Source organism: Pseudomonas sp. IT-P171, assembly GCF_949767765.1.
GTDB classification, from domain to species: Bacteria; Pseudomonadota; Gammaproteobacteria; order Pseudomonadales; family Pseudomonadaceae; genus Aquipseudomonas; species Aquipseudomonas fluorescens_B.
Genome location: NZ_CATKQN010000057.1, coordinates 118136 through 137819 on the forward strand (window position 1 = coordinate 118136; position 19684 = coordinate 137819).

The 19684-nt window shown below is 59.8% G+C and carries 26 protein-coding genes; 23 read left to right on the top strand and 3 right to left on the bottom strand.

Going from position 1 to position 19684, the window contains the following annotated elements; all coding sequences use genetic code 11:
* Positions 1–3: 3 nt before the first annotated feature.
* From ACM6I5_RS24800 to recX, 19 genes are all read left to right on the top strand, one after another.
* On the top strand, positions 4–615 hold the full coding sequence (locus ACM6I5_RS24800) for a phage baseplate assembly protein V (RefSeq protein ID WP_414879513.1): 612 nt from the start codon (positions 4–6) through the stop codon (positions 613–615).
* A gap of 10 nt (positions 616–625) precedes the next feature.
* Positions 626–958 (top strand): phage baseplate protein, encoded by a 333-nt coding sequence (locus tag ACM6I5_RS24805; protein ID WP_017336741.1) that lies wholly within the window; start codon positions 626–628, stop codon positions 956–958.
* Positions 955–1950, top strand: coding sequence for a baseplate J/gp47 family protein (locus ACM6I5_RS24810; protein WP_017336742.1), 996 nt, complete (start codon positions 955–957; stop codon positions 1948–1950). The genes ACM6I5_RS24805 and ACM6I5_RS24810 overlap by 4 nt, the downstream gene beginning before the upstream one ends.
* Positions 1947–2582 carry a phage tail protein I gene (locus ACM6I5_RS24815; protein ID WP_414884881.1) on the top strand — a complete coding sequence of 212 codons (636 nt, stop codon included), beginning with the start codon at positions 1947–1949 and terminating at the stop codon, positions 2580–2582. The genes ACM6I5_RS24810 and ACM6I5_RS24815 overlap by 4 nt, the downstream gene beginning before the upstream one ends.
* Positions 2583–4523, top strand: a complete 1941-nt coding sequence (locus tag ACM6I5_RS24820) for a phage tail protein (RefSeq protein WP_414884882.1) — start codon at positions 2583–2585, stop codon at positions 4521–4523.
* A gap of 12 nt (positions 4524–4535) precedes the next feature.
* Positions 4536–4943: a hypothetical protein gene (locus ACM6I5_RS24825; protein ID WP_414884883.1), complete on the top strand. Its 408-nt coding sequence runs from the start codon at positions 4536–4538 to the stop codon at positions 4941–4943.
* Positions 4944–5046: 103 nt separating this feature from the next.
* Positions 5047–5256 carry a hypothetical protein gene (locus tag ACM6I5_RS24830; protein ID WP_017336746.1) on the top strand — a complete coding sequence of 70 codons (210 nt, stop codon included), beginning with the start codon at positions 5047–5049 and terminating at the stop codon, positions 5254–5256.
* A 2-nt stretch (positions 5257–5258) separates the two neighbouring features.
* Positions 5259–6425, top strand: a complete 1167-nt coding sequence (locus ACM6I5_RS24835) for a tail protein (protein WP_017336747.1) — start codon at positions 5259–5261, stop codon at positions 6423–6425.
* Positions 6425–6931 carry a phage major tail tube protein gene (locus ACM6I5_RS24840; protein WP_017336748.1) on the top strand — a complete coding sequence of 169 codons (507 nt, stop codon included), beginning with the start codon at positions 6425–6427 and terminating at the stop codon, positions 6929–6931. The genes ACM6I5_RS24835 and ACM6I5_RS24840 overlap by 1 nt, the downstream gene beginning before the upstream one ends.
* A gap of 76 nt (positions 6932–7007) precedes the next feature.
* Entirely contained in the window at positions 7008–7592 is a 585-nt protein-coding gene (locus ACM6I5_RS24845) for a phage tail assembly protein (RefSeq protein WP_017336749.1), read from the top strand.
* Between the two features lie 128 nt (positions 7593–7720).
* Positions 7721–9391, top strand: coding sequence for a hypothetical protein (locus ACM6I5_RS24850; protein WP_414884884.1), 1671 nt, complete (start codon positions 7721–7723; stop codon positions 9389–9391).
* Positions 9391–9774 (top strand): phage tail protein, encoded by a 384-nt coding sequence (locus tag ACM6I5_RS24855; RefSeq protein ID WP_414884885.1) that lies wholly within the window; start codon positions 9391–9393, stop codon positions 9772–9774. Before ACM6I5_RS24850 ends, ACM6I5_RS24855 begins: the two co-directional genes overlap by 1 nt.
* The gene (locus ACM6I5_RS24860) at positions 9767–9979 is read left to right on the top strand and encodes a tail protein X (RefSeq protein WP_414884886.1); all 213 of its coding nucleotides are present in this window, start codon (positions 9767–9769) and stop codon (positions 9977–9979) included. Before ACM6I5_RS24855 ends, ACM6I5_RS24860 begins: the two co-directional genes overlap by 8 nt.
* A gap of 9 nt (positions 9980–9988) precedes the next feature.
* Complete coding sequence (locus ACM6I5_RS24865; protein ID WP_414884887.1) at positions 9989–11005, top strand: phage late control D family protein; 1017 nt, start codon at positions 9989–9991, stop codon at positions 11003–11005.
* A 47-nt stretch (positions 11006–11052) separates the two neighbouring features.
* Positions 11053–11616 carry a glycoside hydrolase family 19 protein gene (locus ACM6I5_RS24870; RefSeq protein ID WP_017336755.1) on the top strand — a complete coding sequence of 188 codons (564 nt, stop codon included), beginning with the start codon at positions 11053–11055 and terminating at the stop codon, positions 11614–11616.
* On the top strand, positions 11598–12134 hold the full coding sequence (locus ACM6I5_RS24875) for a lysis protein (RefSeq protein ID WP_414884888.1): 537 nt from the start codon (positions 11598–11600) through the stop codon (positions 12132–12134). The genes ACM6I5_RS24870 and ACM6I5_RS24875 overlap by 19 nt, the downstream gene beginning before the upstream one ends.
* 80 nt (positions 12135–12214) lie before the next feature.
* Positions 12215–12715, top strand: coding sequence for a CinA family protein (locus tag ACM6I5_RS24880; RefSeq protein WP_414884889.1), 501 nt, complete (start codon positions 12215–12217; stop codon positions 12713–12715).
* Positions 12716–12798: 83 nt separating this feature from the next.
* Positions 12799–13851: a recombinase RecA gene (gene recA, locus ACM6I5_RS24885; protein ID WP_017336758.1), complete on the top strand. Its 1053-nt coding sequence runs from the start codon at positions 12799–12801 to the stop codon at positions 13849–13851.
* A gap of 8 nt (positions 13852–13859) precedes the next feature.
* Positions 13860–14327: a recombination regulator RecX gene (gene recX / locus ACM6I5_RS24890; protein WP_414884890.1), complete on the top strand. Its 468-nt coding sequence runs from the start codon at positions 13860–13862 to the stop codon at positions 14325–14327.
* Between the two features lie 43 nt (positions 14328–14370).
* Here recX and ACM6I5_RS24895 read toward each other — a convergent pair whose 3' ends face one another.
* Positions 14371–15489: a TIGR00730 family Rossman fold protein gene (locus ACM6I5_RS24895; RefSeq protein ID WP_017336760.1), complete on the bottom strand. Its 1119-nt coding sequence runs from the start codon at positions 15487–15489 to the stop codon at positions 14371–14373.
* Between the two features lie 366 nt (positions 15490–15855).
* On the opposite strand from ACM6I5_RS24895, the gene ACM6I5_RS24900 reads away from it, so the two are divergent.
* Positions 15856–16056, top strand: a complete 201-nt coding sequence (locus ACM6I5_RS24900; protein ID WP_017336761.1) for a hypothetical protein — start codon at positions 15856–15858, stop codon at positions 16054–16056.
* A gap of 1 nt (position 16057) precedes the next feature.
* On the opposite strand, the gene ACM6I5_RS24905 is transcribed toward ACM6I5_RS24900, so the two are convergent.
* Positions 16058–16483 carry a PA3611 family quorum-sensing-regulated virulence factor gene (locus ACM6I5_RS24905; protein WP_017336762.1) on the bottom strand — a complete coding sequence of 142 codons (426 nt, stop codon included), beginning with the start codon at positions 16481–16483 and terminating at the stop codon, positions 16058–16060.
* A 188-nt stretch (positions 16484–16671) separates the two neighbouring features.
* Here ACM6I5_RS24905 and ACM6I5_RS24910 point away from each other — a divergent pair, with 188 nt between their 5' ends.
* The 3 genes from ACM6I5_RS24910 to ACM6I5_RS24920 all read left to right on the top strand — a co-directional run bounded on the left by ACM6I5_RS24910 (position 16672) and on the right by ACM6I5_RS24920 (position 18713).
* A complete protein-coding gene (locus tag ACM6I5_RS24910) occupies positions 16672–17415 on the top strand; it encodes a tRNA-uridine aminocarboxypropyltransferase (protein WP_017336763.1) in 744 nt (247 codons plus the stop codon).
* Positions 17416–17624: 209 nt separating this feature from the next.
* Positions 17625–18275 carry a response regulator transcription factor ErdR gene (gene erdR, locus ACM6I5_RS24915; RefSeq protein ID WP_017336764.1) on the top strand — a complete coding sequence of 217 codons (651 nt, stop codon included), beginning with the start codon at positions 17625–17627 and terminating at the stop codon, positions 18273–18275.
* A 75-nt stretch (positions 18276–18350) separates the two neighbouring features.
* Complete coding sequence (locus tag ACM6I5_RS24920) at positions 18351–18713, top strand: diacylglycerol kinase (protein WP_017336765.1); 363 nt, start codon at positions 18351–18353, stop codon at positions 18711–18713.
* On the opposite strand, the gene ACM6I5_RS24925 is transcribed toward ACM6I5_RS24920, so the two are convergent.
* Complete coding sequence (locus tag ACM6I5_RS24925) at positions 18710–19636, bottom strand: LysR family transcriptional regulator (RefSeq protein ID WP_031318445.1); 927 nt, start codon at positions 19634–19636, stop codon at positions 18710–18712. The genes ACM6I5_RS24920 and ACM6I5_RS24925 overlap by 4 nt on opposite strands.
* Positions 19637–19684: the final 48 nt, after the last annotated feature.

Below are 19684 nucleotides of genomic sequence, written 5' to 3' on the forward strand. Positions count from 1 at the left end.
GCCATGTTCGATGCGCTTTTACGTCAGCAGCTCGGCCCGATCATCGAGCGCCTGGCCGAGATGGAGGCTGAACTTGAAGACTTGCACCGGCGAACCGACAGCTTGTGTCGCATCGGCGTGTGCCAGGAAGTCGATGCGGCCAGTAACACGTGCCGGGTCAGTCATGGTGAGTTACTGAGCCCGGCCATCCGCTTTTTCAACCCCAGCGCCGGGGCGCAAAGCGAGTCGCGGATCCCCTCGGTCGGCGAGCAATGCCTGCTGCTGAACCATGGCGGCGGCGAGGGCGGCGCTCAATCCGTGGCGTTGTTCGGGCTCAACGGCAATCAGTTTCCACCCGCTTCGACACAGGCGTCGCTGACGCGTCGCCTCTATCTGGATGGCACTGAAAGCGGTTACGACGATGCCCGTCACGCCTTGCACTGGAAGAACGGCCCGGCGGCGTTCAGTGGCTCTCGCGAAGCGCTCGAGTTGAATCTCGGCCCGGCGAGGCTTGCGATTACGCCTGAGGCCATCGAACTGCAACTGGGCGCGGTCGGCTTGCGACTCGACGCTTCCGGTGTGCACCTGAGCGGCCCGGTGGTGGATCACCAGGGACGCGTCATCAGTACCGCATAAAGAGTTTCCCATGATCGGAATCGATAGAAACACCGGGGCGGCGGTCGACGACTGGCCGCAATTCGTGCAGCGCGCCACCCGGGCGCTGACCACGCCGTTGGGCACCCGTCAGAAGCGTCCTTTGTATGGCTCGCTGATCCCGGATCTGCTCGGCCGCAACCTTGGCGACGACCTGCTGATCCTTGCCCAGAGTCATGCGGCGCAGGCGTTTTACAACGAGCAGAACGGCATCGGTGATTTCCAGCCGCAGGTCATTGTCGCCGGCCGGCGAGGCGCCGGGCTGGTGTTGCGATTCGCCGGCATCTGGAAAAACCGCAACCAGACCTTCGAGGTGGTGACATGAGCATGTTGATCCCTGGCCAGAACCAGTTGGCCGAACCGTCGATCGTCACCGTCGACGCGTTCGAAGACCTGCTCGCCGAGTTCAAGACGTTTGTCGTCGAGTACGTCGGCGCCCGGTCTCCCGAGACGGCGGCGAAACTCAAGGCCAGTCTTGAAAACGAAAGCGAGTTACTGACCCTGGCGCTTGAGGCGTTTTGTGTGCGCCTGCAAATCCACGAACGAAAATACAACGCCCGCATCAAGCAGATGCTGGCCTGGTGGGCGACCGGCAGCAATCTGGATGCCCGTCTCGCGGACATGGGCCTTGAGCGTCAGTTGCTCGACCCGGGCGATCCGGCAGCGTACCCGCCGGTAGCGCCCGTGTATGAAAGCGACGATGACGCCCGGTTGCGTTACTACCTGGCGCCGCACGCACCGGCCGCCGGTTCGCGCATGCAGTATCGCCGCGAGGTGTTCACCCTCGGCGAGCGTCCTGCGGTGAAGGTGGAAAGCGCGGCGGCGGGCGAGGTGACGGTCACGTACACCTTCGATCCGGACGGCCATGCGGCGCAGGTCAAGGACGGCAACGGACGCCGCACGGCACCGGGCGAGGTGATGGTCACGGTGCTGGCACGGGAAGGCGATGGCACCGCGTCAGAGGAACTGCTCGAAGGTGTGCGCGAACACTTCGCCCGACCTGATGTGCGACCGGAAACGGATCGGGTCACGGTGCAGGGCGCCCACATCAAGAACTACAAAATCCGCGTCGTCGCGAGGATCAACGCCGGCCCTGATTCGGGGCTGACCAAGGTCGCCGCACAACAGCAACTGCAAGCGTATGCCCAGAGTTGTCATCGGCTGGAAGGGCGGGTCGACCCGAGCTGGATCGACTACACGCTGCACAACGCTGGCGCGGTTCAGCTCGAGATTCTCGAACCGGTCGAACCGATTGTCACGACCGCCTTCGAAGCGCCTTGGTGCACGGGGGTCGAGGTCGAGGTGCTCACGCTATGAGTGACCCAAAACCTCGTCCGAGCCTGTTGCCGTCCAACAGCTCAGCGCTGGAAAAAGCCCTGGACCTCGGTTTCGGCACGTTGCTTGATCGCATCACGCCGCCGTTTCCCGAGCTGATGAACCCGACGGTGACGCCCTTGGCGTTTCTGCCGTATCTCGCCGCCGATCGAGGTGTCAGTGAATGGAGCTCCGAGGCGGCCGAGGCGGAAAAGCGCCTGACGGTCGAACTCGCCTGGCCCACGGCGCGGCAGGCCGGGACGCGACTGGCGCTGGAAAACGCCGCGAAAGGATTGCGCTTGATGCCTGAAGTGCGGGCCTGGTACGAGCAGACGCCGCCGGGCCAGCCCTACAGCTTTTCCGTCAGGGCGTTTACCGAGCAACCCTACAGCGAAGAAATCGACGCCCGTCTCGACCGACGCCTGGCGGACGCCAAAAGCGAACGCGACATCCTGTCGGTGTCCGTTGGGTTGAGCGCATTCGGCAGTCACGTCATCGGCGCGGCGACGGTGTGCGGCGAACTCACCACGGTGTATCCGATTGTCATCGAAGGGCTCGAAGCCTCGGGTCAGACCTTTATGGCTGCCGGGCTCTACGCCGTTGAAACATCCACTATTTATCCTCAGGGGGCCTGAATGGCTGACTATTACACCCTGCTCACGAATGCAGGGATTGCCTACGAAACCGCCTGCAAGGCGGCGGGCGTGCCGATCAAGTTGTCACAGATTTCGGTCGGTGACGGCGGCGGCACGGTCTACAACCCGGCGGCGACCGCCACTGCGCTTAAACGAGAAGTGTGGCGCGGGCCACTGAATGCGCTGTTCCAGGACGAGAAGAATCCGAGCTGGTTGTTGGCCGAAGTGACCATCCCGCCAGAAGAGGGCGGTTGGTATGTGCGCGAAGCGGGGCTCTGGACTGACACCGGGATTTTGTACGCCATCGTCAAATACCCGGAGTCGTTCAAGCCGGTGCTGGCGACGTCGGGCTCGGGGAAAGAGTTCTACATTCGCTCGATTTTCGAGACCAGCAATGCGTCGAACGTCACGCTGCTGATCGACGACACCGTGGTCAAGGCGACACGGGCCTGGGTGATGGGGTATCTCGCCGATGAACTGGCGAAGCTGGATGGCAAACAGTCGGTGCGCGTGGTCTCCACCGGGAACATCGTACTAAGCGGAGCGCAGCAGATTGATGGTGTCGCGGTGGTGTCTGGCCAGCGGGTGCTGGTGACGGGCCAAACGGCGGCGAAGGATAACGGTATTTATGTTGCCGCCAATGGTGACTGGCTGCGTTCGGTTGACTCGAACACCAGCGCCAAGGTGACGCCGGGTCTGAGCGTGATGGTTGAAGAGGGCACGGCGAACGGCGATTCGCTTTGGCACTTGGTCACGAATGGTCCGATCACGCTGGGCACTACGGCGCTGAGCTTTGAAATGCTGGCGGGTAGGACGGGGATTCAGGCGGGGACTTACAAGAGTCTGACGGTTGATAAATATGGTCGCGCCACTGCGGGCACGAATCCGGAAACGTTGGCTGGTTTTGGGATCAAGGACACTTATACGAAGCCTGAAATCGAGGCGCTGATTGCGCAGGCTTCGGCGTTGCCGGTTGGTGCCATGGTGACCTTTCCTGCGGAAAGCGTTCCACCAGGTTTTCTTGAAGTGGACAACAGCCTGTTTAAAGACACGCTTTATCCAGATCTGGCGAACTATCTGAATCGTAAGTACAACTTGCCGGGCGATGGGGCGGGCTACACCCGATTACCTGAGTCCCGTGGCGAGTTCGTGCGCGGTTGGGATCATGGTCGCGGCGTAGATCCGGGCCGCGTAATTGGCAGTTGGCAGAAAGGTAGTATTTCGGCGATTGATACCAATCTGCCGGCCACCCAATCCATAGCTTCCAATATCAATGATCATGCTGCATCAAGGATCAAAACGGGGTACGACAGTGGCGATACGGGGCTTTATTCGGGTGTAACGCTTATGGGGGTGAACCCGGCATCGAACTTTGCACTGCCCGGCGGTCCCGAGGTTACGTATGGCATCACCCGACCCAACAACGTGGCGTTCATGTTGTGCATCAAGGCCTGGAATGCTCCGATTAATCAGGGAAACGTTGATGTCTCCGCGCTGGCAGCTCTTGCCGCTCAGGCGACAGAGAACAATCAGGGTACGGCCAAGCTAGCTACTCAGGATCAGGTCAATGCCGGCTCGGATGACGCGACAATTGTTACCCCGAAGAAAATACGCTGGGGTTTTTACATCCTCAAAGCGGCTAACGGCGGGATTATTTTTCCGACATGGCTCGGTGGCTTGGTTGTCCAGTGGGGGCAGACCTCTTTTGTGAACGCTGCGCCGCAGGGCGCTAAAGCGAACGTCACTTTGCCTTTTGAATTCCCTAATACACCGCTGCGTATTTGGGCGTCTTCTGTCCAGAACGATTGGTACAGCGGATGGATTGGGCCCTATGCCAACCTTATTGCGGGATCCAAATCGACGGTGCTGGTTGGCGGTGATGATGTCAGTAACGCTGGAAATGTGGCGTTTGCAGTCAATTGGTTAGTGATAGGACATTGAGGAGTGAACCGAATGCCTAAGAAATACGCGACCTTCAACGCTGATGGAGTTAGGTCTGCTCAGTTAATTGAAGGGGTCAATGATATTACTGATTCGGCAGTACCTATTAGCGAGGAGCTATATCTGCAGATGACTCAGGAGACTGATGGTCAATGGGTGATTAACGCCGAAGGCGTTATTTCCAAAGTGCCTTTTCCCGCTGATCCTGTGGTGCCTCTGACACGCGAGCAAGTAGAGGCGCAACGTCTGCGCGCATACGCTGAACCGTTGAACGGTTCCGATCGCTATTTTGCGGAGGCGCGACGCATGCAGATCATGGGTGAACAAGGGGGGGAGGCAGTCTGTGCTGCTGGCGTAGCACGTTATGAGGCGATCCAGGCATTGTATCCATGGGCTCCCCCTGAGGCCGCTGAACTTTAATAACGCCCCGCACCGCCGGGGCGTTTTCTTTCCCGCAATACAACAAACACAACACCCGACAGCCCCTTCCCCAAGGGGCTTTTTCGTTCAAGGAGAAACAGAAATGGCAGAACGCCAAACGTACACCGTGCTCCTCCCATTCCCCACCGGGGGTGGTCACTGGTCGAGTATCGGCCAGGAATTGCAACTGCTCGATGTGGAGGCCAGTGCGTTGCGCAGCGCTGGTCGTCTGGAGCTGAAAAATACCGCGGTTGCCGAGTCGGCCGCATCCTCCACCCCGGCCAAGAAGGCCGCTGCCAAGAAGGCTGAATAACCATGGCTGAGGTTCTGAACTTCGAGCACAACGGCATTACCGTCAATGCCACCGAATCCCCCGAGGCCATGGGTGGCCTGGGCGACAACGTCATCGGTCTGATCGGCACCGCGCCGAAGGCGGATCCGTTGATTCCACGCAATGCGCCGTTTCGCATCAACAGCTTCACCACCCAGGCGCTGCTCGATCCGACCGGCACCGAGGCGGGCACGCTGTATCACGCGGTCTTCCAGATCCTGAAAGTGGTCAAGGTGCCGGTCTACGTGGTCATCGTCGAAGAGGGCGCGACCCCGGCGGACACGCTGAATAACGTCATCGGCGGCATCGATCCGCTGACCGGTCGCAAGCTCGGCCTCGCGGCGTTGGGCAGCGTGCCTGAGGACCTGACCATCATCGGCGCGCCGGGCTTCACCAGCACCAAAGCCGTGGCCGGTGAGTTCGCGTCTTTCGGCAAGCGCATCAAAGCCCGTGTGGTGCTCGACGGCAAGGACGCCGCGGTCGCCGACCAGGTGACTTACAGCCAGGAACTGGGCGGCGCGGAGCTGGGTTTCGACCGCTGCCTGCTGGTGCACAACATGCCGTCGGTGTACTCCAAGGCCGCCAAGAAAAACGTGTTCCTGTCGCCGTCGAGCCTGGCCATCGCAGCGCTGGCCAAGGTCAAGCAATGGGAAAGCCCGGGCAATCAGGTGACCTTTGCCGAGGACGTTTCGCGGGTCGTGGAATACAACATCCTCGACACCTCCACCGAGGGCGATCTGCTCAACCGCTACGGCATCAGCTACTACGCCCGCACCATCCTCGGCGGCTTCTCGCTGCTGGGTAACCGCTCGATCACCGGCAAGTTCATCAGCTACGTCGGCCTCGAAGACGCGATCAGCCGCAAGCTGGTCAAGGCCGGCCAGAAAGCCATGGCCAAGAACCTGACCAAGTCGTTCATGGACCAGGAGGTCAAGCGCATCAATGACTGGCTGCAAACCCTGGTCGCCGACGAAACCATTCCAGGCGGCAGCGTGTACCTGCACCCGGAATTGAACAGCGTCGAGAAGTACAAGAACGGCACCTGGTACGTGGTCATCGACTACGGCCGCTACGCGCCGAACGAACACATGGTTTATCAACTCAATGCCCGCGATGAAATCATCGAGCAGTTCCTGGAGGACGTTCTCTAATGTTTACCAACCGCGTAAGACAGGCCATCGCGGCCACCCTACAAGGCCTGCCGTTGTCGGCGACGGTGGAAGAGTTCACCCCGCCGAAGATCGAGTTCGAGATGGAGAACATGACCGGCGGGCGCTTCATCGGCGAGGAAATGGCCAAGAGCGGCAAAGCCCTCACCGCCACGCTCAAGCTGCAAGGCGTGGGCGCAGAAGTCATGCTCGCCCTGGGTGTGAAACTGGGCGACGACATTTTGCTGAACGTCCGTGAGGCCGGTCAGGATCAGGATGGCAACACCTGGTTCACCTACCACACCGTCGGCGGCAAGTTGAAGTCCTTGGCCGAGACGGCGCTCAAAATGAATGACAAACCGACCACCACGCTTGAGCTCTCCTGCCGCACCTACAACCGTCTGGAAAACGGCATCCCGGTGATCGACATCGACGTGCGCACCCAGAAGTTCGTGCTCAACGGCGTCGACATTCTCGGCGACGCCCGCCGCGCAGTGCTGATCCCTTGAACCTGTGGGAGCGAGCCCACCCAGGTTCGCTCCCACAAGGTTTGCTGGTCTCATGATTCACCAAGGAATTCATTTCATGTCCTGGACACCTCCTGTGCACGCCTTGTTGTCGCCGATCGCGGCCGACGATCAGTCGTCGATCGAGCAGATTCAGCTCAAACCGTTGTACTACGCCGCACAGAAAGAAGCCCTGACCCGTGCCGGCGACGATGAGGACGATCAGTTCTTCGAACTGGCGCTGCTGGCCACCGGCCTGTCGGTCAAGGAACTCGATCAACTCAAGCGCCCGGACTACGTGAGCATCGCGCAGTACGTGCACGAGATGTCGACGTTGCCGACGTCGCATTTCCTTGAGCAAGCGGACGAGGGGGAACCACCGTCGGCCGATCCCGACGACGTGACCTTGTTGCAACCGCTCGCCGTGGCGGGTCGAACCCTCACCACGCTGACTCTGGAAATGCCGGTGCTGCGCGCGACCAAAGCGATGAAAAAACTCAAGACGCCCAAGGAACGCGCCGAGTTCATCACCGCCCATTGCACCGGGCTGATGATTCCCGATCTGGCCCTGCTGACCGTGCCCGACTGGACACAGCTTCAGGTACGCATCGACGATTTTTTAAACAAACCGGCGGCCTTCTTTCGGAGCGCGACATCGAAGTAATCCTCGATGTGGTGCCGCTCATTTACCCGGTAAGTGAAGCGGACATTCTGGAGTGGGACGTCGGCAAGGCATTGCGCCGCTACGACATCGCGATCACTCGCCTTGGCGTGAAACAGGAGTAGAGCGGGATGGCAGACAGTCAATATTCGCTGGCCAGTGCGGCGATCAATAGCATGGGGTCGCCGGCAATGGGCGGCGGGTCAGCAACCCTCGGGCTGGCCGGTTTCATCGCCCCGCTGGCGCAGCTCAACCAGGCACTGAACACGGTCAGCCTGGACATACGCTTACTGACGGCAGGGCAGAACAAGCTGGGTGAAGCGCTGACGTCGCTGACAGCGGTAGTGTCTTCAGCACGCTCGGCATTCAAACGGCTCGGAGTGGGACCTGCCGCTGACAGCCCATCGCCATCGAACCTCGATGGCATGGCGGCGACTGAAACGCCCGATCAATTGGGCGCCCCCAACCTGAATGTCGATGGGGCAGGCCTGCGCTCCACTCTGCGCAGCAGTGGCGAGGCCGGTGTGGTGGCGGTGACGGCGCCCGAGCGGACGGCTGCAATCGCCGCCACGCCTCAGAACCCCGTTGTGCGCAAGGAGGCGTCCGATAAAGCCGCCACTGCGACGTCAACGGTCGAAAGCAATGGCTCGACAGGGCAGACCGTCAAAGACGAAGGGCGCAATTCGACACCCGGCAGGGACGTGCTGGATGCGAGTCTCAGTCGCCTGGGGCGCGCAGTAACGCCAGACATGTCCGGCCCGCTGACGTCTCTTTCTGCTCAGGTCGACAAGCTCAGTTCGGTTGCCGAGCAACATCCCGTAATTGCCACAGGGCTGGCGGCTGTTGCCGTCACGCTCTCTTCCATCGCGTCCGTCGTGGGTGCCGCCGTCGCCACCGAAGCGTTGACCAACGTTGCCAAGAAAATCCTGAAGCGAACGGCGCCACGCCTGCCCTGGAACCTGGGGGATCTGATCGGCGAGGACAATCGCGGCGCCGACCAGGACAACAAGCCTCCTCCACCGAAAAAGAGGACGGAAAGCAGCCTGGGTTACACGGGTGATCAGGCACGCAAGAAACGCAGGAACGCAAAACCGGACAAAGCCAAGGGGCAGGGCAATCCGAAGGGTCAATCGCAATTTGATGTCACTGTGCAGCCTCGGGTCGATAGACCGGCGGTGGCCCCGATTCTGGCTCAGGCTCAAACTCTGGCTCCAGCTCCAGCTCCGGCTCCGGCTCCGGCTCCGGCTCAGCGTCTGGTGCAATTTGCTGGCTCCAGTCCGGCCAGCCCGTTGCTCGGCAAAGCCGCCAAGGTCGGCTCCTTCCTCCCTAAAAGAGCACCAGGGCTGAACTTGCTCAGCGCTGGGGTCGATATCGCACAAGGTGTCGCCACTGGAGACACCAAAGCCGTCGCGTCCTCTGCCGGGATGGTGGCCGGTTCTTATGCGGGCGCAGCGCTCGGTACGATGATATTTCCAGGCGTGGGCACAGCCATCGGCGGTTTTCTCGGCGGCATCGCCGGATCCTGGCTGGGCGAAAAACTGGCCACACCTTCCGACCAGCTCGGTGCTCCTGATCAAGTCAGCAAAGACCTGACCAGCGCCTCGACACAGACACAAACACAGCAGATCAATTATTCACCGTCAATCCAGGTCACCTGCACGGGGGCGGATAACTCCGAGCACATCCGAACGATCGTGGCGCAGCAACTGCAGACGCAGTTCCACGGTGAATTTGTCCCCCTGATAACCACTAACGCCCTCGCCACTCGACGAGGTGCGGCCCTGACCGATGGAGGTCTGTAATGCGTCAGCAAATGGCATTGGGCAGTTTCATTTTCGGCCTGTCCCGTCAGTTCGCGTACAGCGGCATCGTGCACAGCTCGGACGGTGGCTGGGTGGAGCTGGACATTGTGACCGGCAAGCCGAAATCCAGTCAGACCGGGCAAAAGGCCCAGACATTGAGGATTACGGGGACGTCGATGTACGCGGTGGCCATGGACCGGCTCAATGAGCTGCGCACGCTACAGGAACAGCGCAAACCGGTGCCGTTGGTAGATGGCATCGGAAGCAGCTGGGGGCTTTGGCGAATCAACACGGTGACGGAAACCCAGAGCATGATTATCGATGACGGCACGGCGATGGTCGTCAGTTGGGCAGTAGACCTGTCGGAGTTCATCCATGCGTAGAGTTCGAAGTCTGGCCGGTGATTCGGTGAACCTGTTGCTGTACCGCGAACTGGGTCGCTGTGACGATGTCGTTGAAGAAGCACTGTGGCGGCTCAACCCCACACTGGCGGAACCGGGGCCGGTATTGCCTGCGGGCGTCTGGGTGGTACTGCCGGAAATTGACGCAAAACCCGTTGTGATCACGCCGGTTACCGCGTGGGATTAAGGAGGCTCCATGGCATTGGGTTTCACGCCAGCGGTATACATTTATGGGGCCAATGAGGCCCTGATCAATAAGCGCCTGATCAGCTGGGAGCACATCGATGCCGCCGGTATCGAGTCCGATCAATTGACCTTGACGCTCGACCTGGAAGGGCTCGAAGGGCTGCCGATCCTGGGCGGCAAGGTGGGCTTGCGGGTTGGTTACGTGGAGTCCGGGTGGGTGGACAAGGGCCAGTTCATGGTGTCTCGCCTGACACCGACGCTGTTCCCGCTTCGCTTGACACTGGTGGCCACCGCGGCGCCGTTCAGTGTCGCGGACAAGACCGGGTTCCTGCTGCGTCGATCCGCCAGTCACGGCCCGACCACCCTGGGTGCGCTGTTTCGCGAGATAGCTTCCCGGCACGGCTTTTCGCCACGTGTGGCTCCCCAACTGGCACTGAAAAAAATCGATCACATCGATCAGTCCAACGAAAGCGACATGGCGTTCCTGACACGCCTTGCCCTCAGGCATCACGCAATCGCCAAACCGGTGAATGAACTGTATGTGCTGGCGCTTCCCGGTCAGATCAAGTCGCTGTCGGGCAAGGTGTTGCCCGAGGTGAAATTGTCGGTGACCACGGACAATCGTCCAGGCGATCGCGCCTTCATCTCCGCCACGCTCGATGACACTGCCCGGGCGAAAAACCAGGGCTGCAAGACGAGTTGGTGGGACGCGGCGGCCGGGATGGTGCGGGTGGTTGAAACCGGTAGCGCGCCGTTCAAGGTCATCGGCCGGCTTTGTCAGAATGAAGAAGAGGCCAGGGACGTCGGAGAGGGAGAGGTGCGCAAATTGTTGCGTGAAAAACTCAAGGTAAAAATCGGCTGTCCTGGCAATCCGGCCCTGTCCGCCGAGGGCGTTTTGCTGCTGGACCCTTCCTGGCCGGATTTCATGCGCGGTTACTGGTCAATCGACAAGGTCACTGCCAGCGGCGACAAATTTCAAAGCTATCGCTGCGTGATCGACGCGACCTGCCTGGACGCCACCCAATAACGCATTGGCGCGGTCTGGCTAATCAAATGGCGAAGGGAGCACGACTCATGCCGCTGACGGTTCTGCAATTACAGCAAATACTTCCAGACGCCCGCAGCCAAGCGGGCGTTTTCATTTCCGCCCTCAATGGCGCCATGGATGGCCATTCCATAAACACGCCCAAACGCCGCGCCGCTTTCCTTGCGCAAGTGGGTCACGAATCGGGGCAGTTGCAGTATGTGCGCGAACTCGGCAGTGACCGGTATTTGAGCAAATACGACACCGGCCTGTTAGCCGCTCGTTTGGGTAATACAGCAGCGCTCGACGGCGACGGTCAAAAGTACCGCGGTCGTGGCTTGATTCAGATCACTGGCCGCCACAACTATCAACAGTGCAGTGTCGGTGTATTCGGCGACGAGCGACTGCTCCAATGGCCGGAACTGCTGGAGCTACCGCAATGGGCCGCTGAATCTGCCGCCTGGTTCTGGGCACAAAACGGCCTCAACGAACTGGCTGATCGTGACCAGTTCAACAGCATCACCCGCCGGATCAATGGTGGGCTGAACGGGCTGCAAGACCGTTTGCAACTGTGGGCGCGGGCGAGGGCGGTGTTATGCCAGCCTTCGGTTTGATCCCTTTATCGTGGCGGGTTGCTGGAATTGTTGTGTTACTGGCCGTGTTGGCCGGTGGCTCGGCGGCGGTGGCCTGGCGATTTCAGGATGGACGTTACGGGCGCCAACTGGCGGAGCTCGACAGGCAGCACGCGGCGACGCTCAACCAGCTAACCCTGGCGGCCGCCGCCCGGCAACAGGCCGAGCAGGACAAGCGCCTGGCGCTGGAGCAACGGCTGTCGGTCAGCGAACACACCCATTATCGAGCGCTTAGCGATGCCCAACGTGATCAAGGTCGCTTGCGCGACCGTCTTGCCACTGCTGATGTGCGGCTGTCAGTCCTCCTCGATGCCAGCGACACTGCCACTGGCTGCGCAGTGCCCACCGCCTCCGGCACCGGCGGCGTGGATCATGGCCCCCTACGCGCCCGACTTGACCCGGCGCATGCTCAACGAATTATCGCCATCACCGACACCAGCGACCGTGCACTGATTGCCTTGCAGGCGTGTCAGGCCTATATCCGGGCGCTGCGGCGCTAACATTTTGATCGATCCTGTAACTTGCAAGCGCGATCCGCTCGTGTACGGTAGTTCCCATTCCGCTCGCTCAGGAGATGACCGTGAAAGAAATCACCCAACTGGCCGCTGAACTTGGCAGGCGCCTTCAGGTTCTCAATGCTCACGTCACGGCGGCCGAGTCCTGTACCGGCGGTGGGATTTCCGAGGCCATCACGCGCATTCCCGGGAGTTCGGCATGGTTCGAGGCGGGTTATGTCACGTACTCCAACCGTCAGAAAACCGAGCAATTGAATGTCCCGGCCGAGTTGTTTGCGACGGTGGGGGCGGTCAGTCGCGAGGTGGTCGAGGCCATGGTGCGAGGTGCGCAGGAAAAAAGCCGGGCGTCTTTTGCCGTGGCGGTCAGCGGTGTAGCAGGGCCGGACGGTGGTTCGCCGAACAAGCCGGTAGGCACGGTCTGGCTGGCGTGGGGGGTGGGTGAGCGGGTCTTCAGCGAGGTGCAGCACTTCCCCGGTAACCGCGACGAGGTCCGCCGACAAACGGTGAGGGCCGCGCTAGAGGGGCTGCTGCGCCATGCCTCTGGAGAAATCTCAAATCAGGGGTAGGCGATACTGAATCGCTGTGGAATAATACTGTCTACTTATACAGGTGTTGGCCGTCAGGCCTTATTGATTACGTGAGGACTTTAATGGACGACAACAAGAAGAAAGCCTTGGCTGCGGCCCTGGGTCAGATCGAACGTCAATTCGGCAAGGGTGCCGTAATGCGTATGGGCGATCAGGACCGTCAGGCGATCCCGGCTATCTCCACGGGCTCTCTGGGGCTGGACATCGCGCTCGGCATTGGCGGTCTGCCAAAAGGCCGTATCGTTGAAATCTACGGTCCTGAATCCTCCGGTAAAACCACACTGACCCTGTCGGTGATCGCCCAGGCTCAGAAAGCCGGCGCGACCTGCGCATTCGTCGACGCCGAACACGCTCTCGACCCTGAGTACGCCGGCAAACTCGGCGTCAACGTCGACGACCTGCTGGTTTCCCAGCCGGACACTGGCGAGCAGGCCCTGGAAATCACCGACATGCTGGTGCGTTCCAACGCGGTTGACGTGATCATCGTCGACTCCGTGGCTGCCCTGGTACCCAAGGCTGAAATCGAAGGCGAAATGGGTGACATGCACGTGGGCCTGCAAGCCCGTCTGATGTCCCAGGCGCTGCGTAAAATCACCGGTAACATCAAGAACGCCAACTGCCTGGTGATCTTCATCAACCAGATCCGTATGAAAATCGGCGTGATGTTCGGCAGCCCGGAAACCACCACCGGTGGTAACGCGCTGAAGTTCTATGCGTCGGTTCGTCTGGACATCCGCCGTACTGGCGCGGTGAAAGAAGGTGATGAAGTCGTCGGTAGTGAAACCCGCGTCAAGGTTGTGAAGAACAAGGTCGCTTCGCCGTTCCGCCAGGCCGAGTTCCAGATTCTTTACGGCAAGGGCATCTACCTCAACGGTGAGATGATCGACCTGGGTGTTCTGCACGGTTTCGTAGAGAAGTCCGGTGCCTGGTATGCCTACGAAGGCACCAAGATCGGTCAGGGCAAGGCCAACTCGGCCAAGTTCCTGGCGGACAACCCGGAAATCGCCGCGAAACTTGAGAAGCAGCTGCGCGACAAACTGCTGACTCCAGCGCCGGACGTCAAAGCATCGCCAGTCAAAGAGACTGAAGATGACCTGGCTGACGCTGATATCTGATTGATCCGATGACCGCCGTACTCGATACACTCGTCGCAGTGCGGCGAACCGCAATGGACCTGCTCGCACGCCGCGAGCATGGTCGAGTCGAGCTGACGCGTAAACTGCGTCAGCGCGGCGCCCTCCCTGAAATGATCGACACTGCACTCGACCGCTTGACGGAAGAAGGCCTGCTGTCCGAATCCCGTTACCTCGAAAGCTTCGTTTCCTACCGTGCCCGTTCCGGCTATGGCCCTTTGCGTATCCGCGAAGAGTTGAGACAGCGTGGCCTGCAACGCAGCGACATCGAACTCGCGTTACGTGAGAGCGGTATTAACTGGCAGGAACAACTGGAAGACACCTGGCGGCGCAAGTTTTCCGGGCATTTACCGATCGACGCCCGGGAACGTGCCAAACAAGGGCGGTTCCTGAGTTATCGGGGCTATTCCATGGAAATGATCAGCCGCTTGTTCAGCGGCCGAGGGATGGACGATTGACTGAAACGGCTCGCTATTTCGATAGCGGGCCGTTTTTTTTGCCTCACGTAACCTTCGATGGTTCCCGCGTGCGTTGTTGTGCCTGAGGTTTGGGCTGCGCCCAGTTTTCCGGCAGGTTGATGTAATCCACCAGTTCCCGCAGGCGTCCATGGTCACGCGCGTTGAAGGTAAAGGCCAGGCGTGCAAGGTGGCTGAACTGCGGCTCGTCGTGCTCCTCACCGCTGTAGACATGCTGATGGAAGTGATCGCTCAGGCACAGGTCGGCGAAGGCGTGCTGCATGTGTTCCAGCGCATCGTCACTGAGCTGGTGATTCATGCGGATCACGAACTGATGCTTGAGCCAGCGGCTGGAGTGGAAGTTGCTGTAGAACTGATTGATCTGTTCCACCGCCTCTTCGGCGCTATAGACCAGACTCACCAGCTTCATGTCGGTGGGCAGGATGTAGCGGTTTTCCTCCAGTTGATGGTGAATGAAGTCCAGGGCGCCTTGCCAGAACTTGCCTCCCGGAGCATCCAGCAGTACCACTGGCACCAGCGGGCTTTTACCGGTCTGGATCAGCGTCAGCACTTCAAGTGCCTCGTCCAGCGTACCGAAACCGCCGGGGCACAGGACCAGCGCATCGGCTTCCTTGACGAAGAACAGCTTGCGGGTAAAGAAGAAGTGGAACGGCAGCAGGTTGGCGGTGCCGTTCACAGTGGGATTGGCATGTTGCTCGAAGGGCAGGGTGATGTTGAACCCCAGGCTGTGTTCCAGGCCGGCACCTTCGTGGGCGGCCGCCATGATGCCGCCGCCGGCACCGGTGATCACCATCAGGTCCGAGCGCGCCAGTGCCGCGCCGAGTTCTCGGGCCAGACCGTATAACGGGTGTTCTATCGGCGTTCGGGCCGAGCCGAACACAGTAACTTTACGCCGCCCCCGGAACTGTTCGAGCACGCGGAAGGCATGTTCCAGTTCGCGCAGGGCTTGCAGGGTGATCTTGGCATTCCAGCGATTGTGATCTTCCTGGGCCATGCGCAGCACGGTCAGGATCATGTCTCGGTAGATCGGGATGTTCGGGCTGTTGGGCGAAACCAGGTTGAGTTGTTCTTCGACCTTGCTGGTGAGGTCGTGGCCGCTTTCTTCGAAATGACGGCTCAGGAGGTCATTCGGTTGGTAAGGCATCAACTTCTCCTTCCATACAGGCTCTGTTGTTCCTTTGGATGAAGGAAACATTCGCATCAAACATCGCAAACCAGGCAGCCCCTTTTCTGCCCTGAAAAGTGAACGGGAATACTATGAATCTAGACCCTCGCGGTGATTTGCGCTGGCCTGATCATTGCGCTGCAAAGTCTTTCCTGGCAACCGCTTAATGACGATTTGCAAGGTGATTTCACCGCTCGTCTGAACGCACGCCGAGTGAGCTGTACTCTGATTTACTGAATAACAGGCGTGACATGACAACTTTGCGTCAATGGCAGGGCGCACGATACAAGCGGTTCAAGGATTTTGTCGCTCAAGCAAGGGCGAAGTGCAAGGAGGCGGGATGCTATGGCCAGAGTCATTCTGGAGATCGATACGCAACTGTATCGATTATTGAAGTCATCGGCCGAGACCAATCATTTGAGTCTTGAAGAGGAGTGCTGCCGGCGTCTGGAGGGAGCCGACCGGCGCTCACGCTATTTGCAGGCGCTTCTGGCAGAACTGCGCGCCGAGGATGAACAGCGGCGCGCCAATTCCCATTCCCCTTGAATTACTTTTTCTTCGCCGGTGTCGCTTTCGGGCAATCCGATTCCTGATAGCTGGCGGAGCCGACCGAGCGGTTGGTCTTCACCTCGGTGAAGTCGTAACGCATGACCGCGCCCTTGGCCATCAGTTTGCGGAACGACGGGTTGTTGCACACAGAGGCGCCCAGTTGGAAATACACGGCTTTGGGGTCAGCGCGCATCTTGTTGGCGTGGCTGCTTTGCACGCTCAAGTGGTTGATCAACACATTGCCTTCGGCGGTGTAGCCCTGATCGAGAATGTCTTCGTTGATCGCCCGTGGCGTGCCGACGCTGCTTTGGGCGGCGACGTTGCGCAGCTCTCTGTTGAGATTCTGCTCACTCAAGGACGCAGCCTGAGCGTTGAAGGACGACGCCAGCAGAATGGCAGCGGTGGGAACGATAAGGCGCAACATGAAACTCTCCTGGTTCAGTGACTGGTGCTTCGACCCGTCACATGACTGTGCGTTCAGTGGTGACGAATTATAGGGGAGCCTGTCTGGACGGTACAGGCTTGCGCCGGCCGCTCTGGTAAACTGCCGGCCTTTATGGCCCCCTGAGTGTTATTCGTGCCGAGTTTTCCTGTCTGCCGGTGTTACCTGCGATGAACCACGCCCCCAACGCCGTAGCCCGCTTGCGTGATCAGCGCGAAGAGGAGGGCATCAAGCCGATTCAGGCCCGTGGCTGGCGGGCACCCCGTTGCCGTGCCTGTCGCGTGATCGAGAGCCATTGCCTGTGCGCGTGGCGTCCGCAGGTCGAGACCCGCTCTGGCGTGTGCCTGATCATGACCAACAAGGAAGTGTTCAAACCGAGCAATACGGGTTGGCTGATCGCTGACGTGGTGCGCGACAACCATGCGTTCATCTGGTCGCGTACGGAAACCGATCCGCAGTTGCTGGCATTGCTCGCCGACCCGCAATGGCAACCGTATCTGGTCTTTCCCGGCGAGTACGTTGCGCCTGAACGAGTGACGAACACGGTCGAAGTCGATAGCGCCAAGCGGCCGCTGTTCATTCTGCTGGACGCGACCTGGACCGAAGCCCGGAAGATATTCCGCAAAAGTCCTTATTTCGATGCGCTGCCGATCCTGAGCCTGTTGCCCGAGAAGCTTTCACGTTATCGGCTGCGCCGGTCGACCCGCAGCGAGCATTTGTGCACGGCCGAAGTGGCGGCGCTGTGCCTCGATCTGGCGGGAGATGGCGCTGCCGCGTCGGCACTGGACGCTTATTTCGATGTGTTCAGCCAGCATTACCTCGATGCCAAACGCCAGCTGGAAATGGACGTCACGACACCGGCACATGCCGAGCTGATGCCTTTCGTGCAGAAAACGGCTGCTGTCTCGGCCTGATTGTCGCCCATACTGCAAAGAACTGTACCGGCCAGACACCTTGACCACCCCGGTTTCGCTGGGCATGCTTGGCGCCGATTAGGGCGCGGCCAAAGTTTGATACGCCGTTTCTTTACGTGAATTGCCACGTGATTGGCGTTGAACGTGCCCTGTTGGTGCAGCTCCGTGGCTGTACCTCGAGTTGTTAGAAAAACAGGATCATTTGAAAAATGGCCACATACGAAATCCTGATTGCCGATGACCACCCTCTTTTTCGTAGCGCCCTGCATCAGGCGTTGACCCTTGGCCTTGGCCCGGACGTCCGTCTGGTGGAAGTGGCGAGCATTGCCGAGCTGGAAACCCGTCTGGACGAAAAGTCCGACTGGGATCTGGTGCTGCTGGACCTGAACATGCCGGGAGCCTACGGTTTTTCCGGGCTGGTGCTGTTGCGCGGTCAGTACCCGCAAATTCCAGTGGTGATGGTGTCGGCCCAGGAAGAGGCCTCGATCATGGTCAAGTCCCGTGAGTTCGGGGCCAGCGGTTTCATTCCCAAATCGAGTGACCTGAGCGTTATCCAGAAAGCCGTACGTGCGGTGCTGGATGGCGATGTGTTCTGGCCGCCCCAGGCGTTTGAAGCAGTCAGCGTTTCCGACGAAGCCAAGGCCGCCAGCGAAGGCCTTGCCAGCCTGACGCCGCAGCAGTTCCGGGTGTTGACCATGGTCTGCGAAGGTTTGTTGAACAAGCAGATTGCCTACGAACTGAGCGTGTCCGAAGCAACAATCAAGGCACACGTCACGGCGATTTTCCGTAAGCTGAATGTGCGCACCCGGACCCAGGCGGCGTTGCTCCTGCAACAACTTGAGTCAATTTCAAGCCACTAAAGGTTGGCCCCTTCACGCTTTTTTGACTTCGGTTGATCTAGCTTTCCCACTCCTTTTTTGGTCAGTTGCCACTTTATGTCCCCTTTCAAAGGCCAGACCGGCCTGAAACGCATCCTCAACGCTTCCGGTTACTCCCTGGACGGCCTGCGCGCAGCCTTCACCGGCGAAGCGGCTTTTCGGCAACTGGTGTTGCTCAATGTCATCCTGATCCCGATTTCGTTCTTTTTGAACGTCAGCCGCGTCGAGCAGGCGCTGTTGATTGCCGTCTGTTTGTTGGCATTGATCGTCGAGTTGCTCAACTCTGCGGTGGAAGCGGCCATTGACCGCATCTCCCTTGAGCTTCACCCGCTGTCCAAGAACGCCAAGGACATGGGCAGCGCCGCCCAGTTCGTAGCGTTGACCATGATCGGGCTGGTGTGGGCGGTGATCCTGCTTTAAGCGATGGTGGGCAGCACGATCTCGTCGCTGCGCTGCACCCCGGCGGTGAAGGCGCGGCACAGGTCGAGGAATTCGCGCATCGCTGACGTCTGATATTTCTGTTTGTGCCAGATGAAGTAGAACTGCCGCGCCAGGTCCAGGTCCGGTGTCTCCACCGGCACCAGGCTGCCGCGGCGGAATGCATCGCGCAGGGCCAGCCGTGAAATGCAGCCAATGCCCAATCCCGACTCTACCGCGCGCTTGATCGCTTCAGTGTGTTCCAGCTCCAGGCGGATATTCAACGCGCTGCGATGGTGACGCATGGCCTGATCAAAGGTCAGCCGCGTACCAGAGCCCTGTTCCCGCAGGATCCACGCCTCATGGCTCAGTTCTTCCATGGTCGCCGTGCCCCGAATGGCCAGCGGGTGCTGGGGCGCGCAGAACACCACCAGCTCATCCTCGACCCAACTCTGTACTTCGATGTCCGGATGGCTGCAGTCGCCTTCGATTAGACCCAGATCAATTTCATAGTGGGCAACTTGCTGCACGATGTTGGCAGTGTTTTGCACGTGCAGCTTCACCTGGCTTTCCGGGTGGAGCTGCATGAAGCTGCCGATCAGCAGCGTGGCGAGGTAATTACCGATGGTCAGCGTCGCGCCGACAGCCAAAGAGCCGAAGCCGGACTTGCCGTTGAGCAGGTCTTCGATTTCCTTGGACTGGTCGAGCAGCGCCACCGCTTGCGGCAACAGCTGTTTGCCGAGGGCGTTGAGGCTCAACCGTTTGCCCGCGCGATCGAACAGCTGACAGCTCGACTGGCGTTCCAGTTCGGTGATGGAGGTGCTCGCCGCCGATTGCGACAGGTTGAGCAAGCCCGCAGCACGGGATACGCTTTCCTGCTGGGCGACGGCGACAAAGACTTGAAGTTGACGGAGAGTAAATCGCATATCTATATAACCGATAACCCTTATCTTAATAATCCATTTAACAGATAT